Source organism: uncultured Legionella sp., from assembly GCF_937871865.1.
In the GTDB taxonomy this organism is placed as follows: domain Bacteria; phylum Pseudomonadota; class Gammaproteobacteria; order Legionellales; family Legionellaceae; genus Legionella.
Map to the genome: position 1 here is coordinate 1 of NZ_CALMPD010000230.1, position 8,563 is coordinate 8,563.

Genomic DNA, 8,563 nt, shown 5'->3' on the forward strand with positions numbered 1-8,563 from the left:
CTGGGTGCTCGCTTCTTAATGACGCTCTTAAAGTGAGGCCCAAATTTAATACACGATATTTGACTTTTTTCAGATGAAGTCTATCGTTTTCTTGGAAAACCTTCTGAATCATGGGCTAATCCGGCTGCTGATGTCTATGATAAAGCCTTGTCGTTAGGCGTGATGAGCAAAGCATTTGGAATGGCTGGTTTGCGAGTAGGATGGATTGCTTGCCAAAACCAATCCATGCTGCATAAGATCAAACGAATGAAAGATTATGCGTCAATTTGTAATAGTGCTCCATCAGAAATTCTAAGTTTGATTACACTGCATAATAAGCATTATTTTCTGGATAGAAATAACCAGATTGTTGCTCACAATCTCGCATTGCTAGAACAGTTTTTCTTACAAAATCCAGACAAGTTTCAATGGGTAAAACCACAGGGGGGTTGTGTTGGCTTCGTGAATTATCTGACGGATGAATCTGTCGATTCATTCTGTGAAAAGCTTGTAAAGGAACATGGAATTTTATTAATGCCAGCATCGGTGTATGACTACCCCTGCAACCATTTCCGAATTGGCTTTGGTCGACGCAACATGCCGCAGGTTTTAGATCTTTTTAAAGCGGTGATTAGCTCATGATAATTTACACTATGGAACAAATAAAATCGGTAGAGATTAAGTCTCATTTGCCGCAGATGATGAGCGCTATTAGTAAAGAACTGATTGATTTTGCAAATGGCAAGAGTGTTGTGCCTATGCCATTTCATTTAAATATATCAGAGTCAAATGGTGAATGTCATATTAAAGGCGGCTATAACAGCAATGATGCTTTATTCGTGGTTAAAATTGCCACTGGGTTTTATGCTAATACACAATATGGTTTGCCTCCAGGAGATGGATTATTCATCGTATGCAGTAAGGAAACTGGAATGATTCTGGCCATATTGTGTGATGCTGGGTATTTAACAACATTGAGAACGGCAGTAACAGCCTGTATTGCCTCAACGTTACCCCCCTGGTTAACTGATAGGATTAGCATTATTGGGACAGGAGAGCTGGCGAAACAGGTTATCGAGATAATGCATCAGCAATATCCCAATGCCTGTATTTCATTGTGGGGAAGGAATAAAAACAAAAGTGCTCAAATGCAAAAGAACTATCCTTTTATAATGCATGAGAGTGATTTAACCACCATGATAAAAAAGGAGGGGTCGTTATTTCCACAACAACCAGTACTACTCCTCTCGTTTATGCAAATAACATTGCTGAAAAGGTACACTTTATTGCACTTGGCGCTGATCAACCGGGTAAACAAGAAATAGATGACTCTGTTTTTTCAATAGCAGAACAGGTGATTCGGCGATTGCAGTAAAAAACCAAAAAATTCAAGCGTCCTCCTTAATTGAAATAGGTTTTGTTTTGCAATCGTCTTTGAATCAACAGGCCCACGTAAGCATTACAGATTTGAGCGGTATTGCCCCACAAGATATTGGAATCGCTAAATACATAGTCCATATGTTATCTAATTCAAGGATTAATTAAGCTTAAACGTAGAACCTAAATTCATTTTTAGAGCATTTTGATAGACAACCTGAGCAACTGCCAAATCTTGAATCGCAAGGCCAACTGATTTAAATACAGTAAGCTGCTCTTGAGCATGAGGTGTTTTTTTTAATAACCAAGAACCCAATTCAATAATCGATTCTTTTTTAATTTTTTGTTGCTCAACGGCATTAATAATTTCGCCGGCTTCTTGCATTGCAGCGCCTATTTGATCCACTATCACCACAGCGTTTTGGAGCACGTCGCCACTTATTTCCTGCATGGATGGATGATGTGAGCCAACCGCGTTAATGTGTGCATGAGGTTGAAGATCGTGTAGATAAACCAAGGGCTCTGTACTTGCTGTTGCAGTACAAATAATATCTGATTGTTTCAAAGCTAAGGATAAGTGCTCACAAACCTGAATATCGTAGGAACTTCCAATTTCCTTAATAAATTTTCGTGCACTTTCTAAATTCCGTGACCACACAAATATTCGTTCAATTTGACGCACGGCAGCAATTGCTTCAAGCTGAGTGACGGCCTGTACTCCTGCTCCCACAATGGTTACCGTTGAGGGCAAATCTCGTGAAAAATATTTGGTTGCTAAACCAGAAATAGCACCAGTGCGAAGGGCTGTTAAATAACCTGCATCCATCAGCATAAGAGGCTCACCGGTTGTAGCATCAAGCAATAAAATAGTTCCATTAATGGATGGCTTATTGTGCTGTACATTATCAGGAAACACGGTAACTGTTTTTAATCCCAGGATTTTTTCTTTCGATAAATAAGCAGGCATGGTTAGTGTTAACCCATTTGTACCTACTGGAATCCCTGTTCGTAAAGGCAAGATTGCTTCTTGTTGTGCTAATTGGACAAATGCCCTCTCCATAGCATCAATGGCCTCAACCATGGTAATACTTTGCTTCACTTCCGAAAGAGATAATAGTTTAAGCGCCATGAACAACTCCTTTTTGAATGGGAACCCAAATTTCACTTTGTAAATATAATTGACTGTATCCTGATTTACCTCACACCAAAGATCACCTTGGCAAGCATGGATTTTTTTCCTATTAAGACGTATACACCAGTAAGGGCCAATAACACAATGTGCCGATCCAGTTACTGGATCTTCAGAAACATCACAACCAGGATAAAAACACCTGGAATAATGCTCCATTATTAAAGAAAATAAGCCTTATAGGTACCCGTTTTATCTATTTGAAGAGATTTCTAAATGCCCAAAGATGCTAATTTATATGGAACATACAGACATTATAAAAATGAACAATTATATGAAGTCATTGCCCTTGCCCGTCATAGTGAAACACGAGAAGAGATGGAGCTTCAAAACCTTTAACAGAATCAAACAAAAAGATTATCAAAACGTTAATTCAGGAAGAGATTCAAAATGGAACAATTCGTCTTACCAACGAAGAAATTGTTTTTAATGAAAAAAATTTTCAACCTATTATTACCCGCATGAAAGAAGCAGGCTATCAGGTTTTTCTTGAAAATAAGCTTGCCACTGCAATCCATGAAACATTTGAAGAAAATGGCATTGATCTAAACACAAATGGTCGAGATCAGCACTTATTGGTAGCTGTATATGATTTTGTAGTTCAACCTGTTAAGGCTAAACGTGGCATAGCAACTCAGAAAATATACGCTGCACTTTTATCGGGAGACAATTTACGTGATGATGCAAGTATACTGTTAAAAAACACTTTAAAAGTTGAAGAGAAGATAACTGCTTTTAAAGGTAATAATTTTTATGAAAAAGGAATTTGGTGTACGCTTCAGGAATTAAAGCAATTATTTGAAATAGAAAAAGATCAATATGATAAAAGCGACAAAAAAAGTTTTACAAAAGTTCAACAAATCACTATTAATCAGGAATTTATTGCCTGGAAAAGTAGGCTTGAATTAATAGAAAAGGTTGAGGCATCCCTCATATCTACCTTGGATTCAGTTAATTCCGCAGCGAATAAGGACCTTGTTATTTCATTTAACTTAATGGACGCAACCAGGCCGACTACAGCAAAGGAATAATCCCCCATCATTTCGCCGTTTTTTTGCTATGCTATATCTAACCATTGAATAAACGAAGGATCGTTATGCCAAATATTAATGCAAATGGAATTAACATCTATTATGAATTGAGAGGACAGGGACAGCCGCTTGTATTAATAGCCGGATATACCGGCGATCATACCTTCTGGAAACTCATGCAAGAAGAATTGGCAAAACAATTCACCGTGTTACTCTTTGATAATCGCGGCATAGGCCAAACGCTTGATTCAGGTGCTGATTTTTCTTTGGAATTAATGGCCGAAGACACTATGGCGCTTATCAACGCTTTAGGACTTGAGCATCCGCATATTATTGGCCAATCGATGGGAGGTGCCATAGCCCAAATGATTGCAAGAACTCATGGCCAACATATTGATAAATTAATTATCCTCAACTCTGCCGCAAAACTAAACGTACGCACCATAAACACCTTGAACAACATTTATAAATTACGAGAAGCCCAGATACCCTTCGATTTATTCATCGACACCGCTCTACCCTGGTTTTTTTCCAGCCATTTTCTTGCCAATCCGGAGCTGATCAAAGCCTTTAAAGAAGATTTACTCAAAAACCCTTTTCCTCAATCCATCAGCGATCAGGAGCGGCAATTAAAAGCCTTGCTACCTTTTGACTCCAGGAACTGGCTAAAGGACATTCACTCATCCACGCTGGTTATCGCAGCGGAAGAAGATATTATTGCCCTGCCCGAAGAAAGTAAGGAGCTGGCTCAATGCTTGCCTGACGCTCAATTCAAAATCATTCCCGGGGCTCATTCCAGCCCAGTAGAACAGGCAAACACTGTTAACGAATTGATACTGAATTTTATCTCTTAGGCTATATATTAATGTCCTGAGATGATATTTTGATCTCATCACCCAATCGCCTGGCAATTACCAAGGTGTATTCAGGCACCTCCAGCCAGGTGGTCGTGTCTTCGGTTAAGGGCTCGGAAGCAATAATAATGCTGTTTTTTTCACTATGCCCGCTCATTTTGTAAGTATTATCATAAAAACCATAATGATCGCCGTAGGTATACCACAAAGAGTGATAACCGGTATGTGAGGGCATTGCATCCATTGCTTGCCAACCATAATCCAAAACAAAGCGAGTCGCAGCAATAAACTCGCCATTTGTTACAAACAGATTGACAGGGGAATTTATTTTTATATTACGTTTCTTACGCACAGCCTGAAGGATTTTTAATGTTTCAAGAACCGCGGTAATAATCTCTTCCGTCTTATAAGTATCAGACAATCCAGGTAATTGAGAAAGAAACACTGCATATATCCATTCGCTGTCAGTGGTTCCATGAATAAATTGGCGAAATTCTGGTTTGATGTATTCCAGTAAATCATAACGCATCAGATCAAAATGAGCTAAGGAGCCGTTGTGAGCAAGGACGATATTGGAACCTGTAATGACAAAAGGATGAACGTTTTGATTGGAAACAATCTGTTTTTCATGATAAGCAACTCCACGCAGATGAGCTAAAAGACACTCTGGGGATATCTTGGCAGCAAGATTACGGAGATTACCATCATAAAAGGGTAATTGCGGTGTCTTATAAAGATAAGGAAATTCAGGGTTATGCGATGCTTTATCCCAAGCCGCCATCCCAAAACCTGCCAGATTCAGCAAATGAGACATGTATTTAGGATTATAGCTCTGTTTTATAAAGGAATTATCCGGTTTATATAAGAGCTCTTCTACTACTATGGGTTTCCCAAGGTAGGTCAATATTCTGCACATATCCAGTTACCTATTGTAGAGTTCAGTATGTAATCGTATATTCAATTTATCGATGGATTTCTTCAATGCGGTCACGGAGCCGCAAATCAGCTCATATAATTTGTACCATAGTTCAGGCTTTTCCTCTTTAATCAATTGCAGTGCCGCAACAGGTAATTTAAACAGCATAGTTTGTTCACAAGTAATGTAAGTAATGTTAAAAGAGGAGCTTCTATCAATGCAGCCTATGCTTGCCAATAAAGTACCCGGTCCTATTACTGACAACTTGGCTAATTTCCCGTCCTGAATAATGCAAGACTGTATTGCCCCATAAAGAACCAGATAACAAGACGCATTTTTTTCACCTTCACTGATTAATTTACAGTTTTTTGATGCGTCCAACATAACAAAATGGTGGAACAACTCCTCAAGCTCTTCTGTCGTAAATGCTTTAAACAAAGGATTATTATATAAATAATCTTTATTAACTCCGCTGTCTTCAAAGACCATTTTTGACGGCTGGTTCAAAGAGTGAATCACCCTGTCGAAAAAAGACAAGCTGGTCATCTTTGACTCAGAAATGAACGAGGTAACAATATCATGGCTTGTTTTTAAGCGAAGGCAAATCTGCCGGGCAAGCTCTTGAAACAATTTATATTTCGTATCTGGAGAATCATAAGCAAGACGCTGGAAATAGCTATTAGGGATTAATAAGCATAAAACGTTATCAGTGGCTAAAAAGGAGGTAAAGCATGGACCTTTTTCCATAAAACTGATTGCGCCCACAAATTGGCCTGGGAACAGGCTTTCCAAACGTTTAGTCCCCTGCCCCATAATTATCGCATTGACGAGAACGGTACCCTGGAGTATGAGATATATTCCGTCAATTCGCACGCCTTGCTGCAACAACACCTCTCCTGAATTGAATAAAACAGGTTGGCTGTATTTCAATAGCAGATTTATTTCATTCGGTCCCAGATACTTGCCCAGGGCTCTATTCGCTAATTCATTAAGTTCTGATATATCCTGCTCGTCTGAAATAAAGTGATCATCCATCAACATCCCCTATTAATACATCCGTGTTAATTAATTGGTTTCGCCCATATATTGCACTGCTCTGCCACCACCTTAGGTAACGATTTTTTCTGTTTAAATAATTCGTTTAATATCTTCGCATCATTAATGCCATTGATAGCATCATCCAATAGTTCAGCAACGTACGCAGTATTATTTAATTGGGTGGTGTATTGCTCAATCTTTTTAATCGTATCAATTAAATCATCAAGAATTAAACCTTGTTTCAAGGTATAAGGGTTAGTAAATCGGCCATCAAAACCATATCTGCTGGCCTCGAACCGATTATGGCTATATAGATAGTATAGATCATGGCCCACTTGTGAGGGGCGCTGATCTAATAAATAGAGAGATAAAGCCTGAACATAAGCCGTAATCAACAACGCTTTTTTAATGGTTAGAGGAGTATCACAAATCCTGATTTCTACTGTGCCAAATTCAGGTTTGGGCCGGATATCCCAATAAAAATCCTTCATGCTCGCAACTATTCCCAGACTGCGTAACTTATAGTAATACTCTGAAAACTCATTCCAGTTAATTAAATAAGGGATAACCCCACTTAATGGAAACGCATTAAATACGGTAGAACGAGAAGAACAAAAATTGGTATTTACCCCTTGATAAAAAGGAGAAGACGCCATAATTGCAATGAGATGTGGGACATAACGTGCCAAGGCGTGGGTTAAATAAAGAGCGTCTTCGGCATTGCCGCACCCGATATGGATATGTTGCCCAAAAACGGTTGACATTTTTGATAGATAACGGAATTTCCTGGACACTTTTTTATAGCGTTTAGAAGGAAATATTTTTTGCATGGCCCAGGTTTGGAATGGATGCGTCCCACCACCACAAATTGCAATATTAAGCTCATTAGCCTGCTCTAGCAAATAAGCCTGTATTTCCGCCAACTCCTCCAGCATGGTGACAACAGAGGCATGCTTGGATGAATTAATCTCAATCATGCTTTGAGTAATTTCAGGTGTAATTCTAAGTTGAAAAGGTCCTGTTTTAATATTTCTGATGAGATCCTTGGCCCGTGAAATCAATGTAAAGGAACGAGGATCAATAAGTTGGAATTCCAGCTCAATACCAATAGAACCTACTGGCGATTTTTTAAAAGGCAGCTTGCGCATACATAATTCCTTACATGGATAACACCCCTAATTCTAATTATAAGCCAATAAAAAATATAAATTATCTCAACGCAAATAAAGAGTAATAAACCCTGCTCTGTTGATGTTCTAAGAGGGTAGACAGTCCTCAGTCAGCATGGTAAAATTAAAAACAAATAACTCAGCTGAGATTCATTTTGAACGAAAAATACAGCAAAAAAGAGTCACTAACCTTCATAAGAAGGTGCATGCTATTCATCGTTGTCGCAATGTATTGGCTCCCTTTAAATTTATCTGCTCAGAGTAACCCCACGGATATCCAATCCTTTAAGTATATTTTTACCAAAAACGATAAATTCACCGTGTCCTTTGCAGACTATCCTCAAGGTGAAGAAGAGTTCTATGAGTTAGGTTTTAAATCTGGGTCGCGATTACCTTCAGAAATAAAATCCCATACGCCGGGTTTAAAAATTACAGGCAACAATCACAGTGATGATTTATTCATGTTTGCCTTCAAAAAATTAAACGGTTTAAAGCCAAATACTTCTTATAGGGTACAATTTTCCCTTGAGTTTGCTTCAAATGCTCCTACTGGTTCTGTAGGAAGCGGTGGTTCGCCTGGAGATTCCGTCTATCTGAAGATAGGTGCGATAGCCAGCAAGCCAGCCCGATATCTTGATGATGCAGGATATTACCGAATGGCTCTGGATAAAGGCAATCAAGCACTTGATGGTAAAGACATGGTGCTGATAGGAACTATTGGTGTAGATACTCATGATGAATTATACCGACTAAAAACGTTACCTTACCAACCAGACAGCGTCATGCAGGAAAAACTGGACAACTACACGGTGACCAGTAATGACAAAGGGGAAGTTTGGGTAGTTTTCGGGACTGATTCGGCTTTTGAGAGCACTACCACCATTTACTTTACAAATCTGGTGGCTGTATTTAAAGAGATGAAATAGAAAGCTAGATGTAGGCGCCCCACAGCTATTAGGGGTTCTTTGCAGGAAGGTACTAAATTTCCCAGCACACCCATACAATCCTTT

General features: G+C 38.9%; 9 protein-coding genes and 3 pseudogenes. 7 read left to right on the forward strand and 5 right to left on the reverse strand.

From position 1 onward, the window contains the following. Positions 1-75: 75 nt before the first annotated feature. From Q0495_RS12200 to Q0495_RS16845, 3 genes and pseudogenes are all read left to right on the forward strand, one after another. Positions 76-621 (forward strand): annotated as a pseudogene (locus Q0495_RS12200) (aminotransferase class I/II-fold pyridoxal phosphate-dependent enzyme); the annotation flags it as partial. Positions 622-632: 11 nt separating this feature from the next. After that, positions 633-1,124: pseudogene (locus Q0495_RS12205) on the forward strand (hypothetical protein); the annotation flags it as partial. 119 nt (positions 1,125-1,243) lie between these two features. Then, complete coding sequence (locus Q0495_RS16845) at positions 1,244-1,354, forward strand: hypothetical protein (RefSeq protein ID WP_367274417.1); 111 nt, start codon at positions 1,244-1,246, stop codon at positions 1,352-1,354. 162 nt (positions 1,355-1,516) lie between these two features. On the opposite strand, the gene Q0495_RS12210 is transcribed toward Q0495_RS16845, so the two are convergent. Together Q0495_RS12210 and Q0495_RS12215 are read right to left on the reverse strand one after the other, a co-directional pair. Continuing rightward, positions 1,517-2,485: an ornithine cyclodeaminase family protein gene (locus Q0495_RS12210; protein ID WP_298626774.1), complete on the reverse strand. Its 969-nt coding sequence runs from the start codon at positions 2,483-2,485 to the stop codon at positions 1,517-1,519. A 144-nt stretch (positions 2,486-2,629) separates the two neighbouring features. Continuing rightward, a pseudogene (locus Q0495_RS12215) lies at positions 2,630-2,704 on the reverse strand (PhzF family phenazine biosynthesis protein); the annotation flags it as partial. 57 nt (positions 2,705-2,761) lie between these two features. Here Q0495_RS12215 and Q0495_RS12220 point away from each other — a divergent pair. The 3 genes from Q0495_RS12220 to Q0495_RS12230 all read left to right on the forward strand — a co-directional run bounded on the left by Q0495_RS12220 (position 2,762) and on the right by Q0495_RS12230 (position 4,430). Further along, positions 2,762-2,884, forward strand: a complete 123-nt coding sequence (locus Q0495_RS12220) for a DUF1653 domain-containing protein (RefSeq protein ID WP_298626763.1) — start codon at positions 2,762-2,764, stop codon at positions 2,882-2,884. Positions 2,885-3,006: 122 nt separating this feature from the next. Further along, complete coding sequence (locus tag Q0495_RS12225; protein WP_298626764.1) at positions 3,007-3,576, forward strand: hypothetical protein; 570 nt, start codon at positions 3,007-3,009, stop codon at positions 3,574-3,576. Between the two features lie 65 nt (positions 3,577-3,641). Further along, on the forward strand, positions 3,642-4,430 hold the full coding sequence (locus tag Q0495_RS12230) for an alpha/beta hydrolase (RefSeq protein WP_298626766.1): 789 nt from the start codon (positions 3,642-3,644) through the stop codon (positions 4,428-4,430). A gap of 1 nt (position 4,431) precedes the next feature. Here the strand turns inward: Q0495_RS12230 and Q0495_RS12235 are convergent, their stop codons facing one another. The 3 genes from Q0495_RS12235 to Q0495_RS12245 are packed head-to-tail and all read right to left on the reverse strand — an operon-like array spanning position 4,432 to position 7,532. After that, positions 4,432-5,346: a class II glutamine amidotransferase gene (locus tag Q0495_RS12235; RefSeq protein ID WP_298626768.1), complete on the reverse strand. Its 915-nt coding sequence runs from the start codon at positions 5,344-5,346 to the stop codon at positions 4,432-4,434. Between the two features lie 6 nt (positions 5,347-5,352). After that, positions 5,353-6,381, reverse strand: coding sequence for a Crp/Fnr family transcriptional regulator (locus tag Q0495_RS12240; protein WP_298626769.1), 1,029 nt, complete (start codon positions 6,379-6,381; stop codon positions 5,353-5,355). Between the two features lie 26 nt (positions 6,382-6,407). Continuing rightward, on the reverse strand, positions 6,408-7,532 hold the full coding sequence (locus Q0495_RS12245; protein WP_298626770.1) for a YbdK family carboxylate-amine ligase: 1,125 nt from the start codon (positions 7,530-7,532) through the stop codon (positions 6,408-6,410). A gap of 227 nt (positions 7,533-7,759) precedes the next feature. Between Q0495_RS12245 and Q0495_RS12250 the strand changes: the two genes are divergently transcribed. Continuing rightward, positions 7,760-8,479 (forward strand): hypothetical protein, encoded by a 720-nt coding sequence (locus tag Q0495_RS12250; RefSeq protein ID WP_298626772.1) that lies wholly within the window; start codon positions 7,760-7,762, stop codon positions 8,477-8,479. Positions 8,480-8,563: the final 84 nt, after the last annotated feature.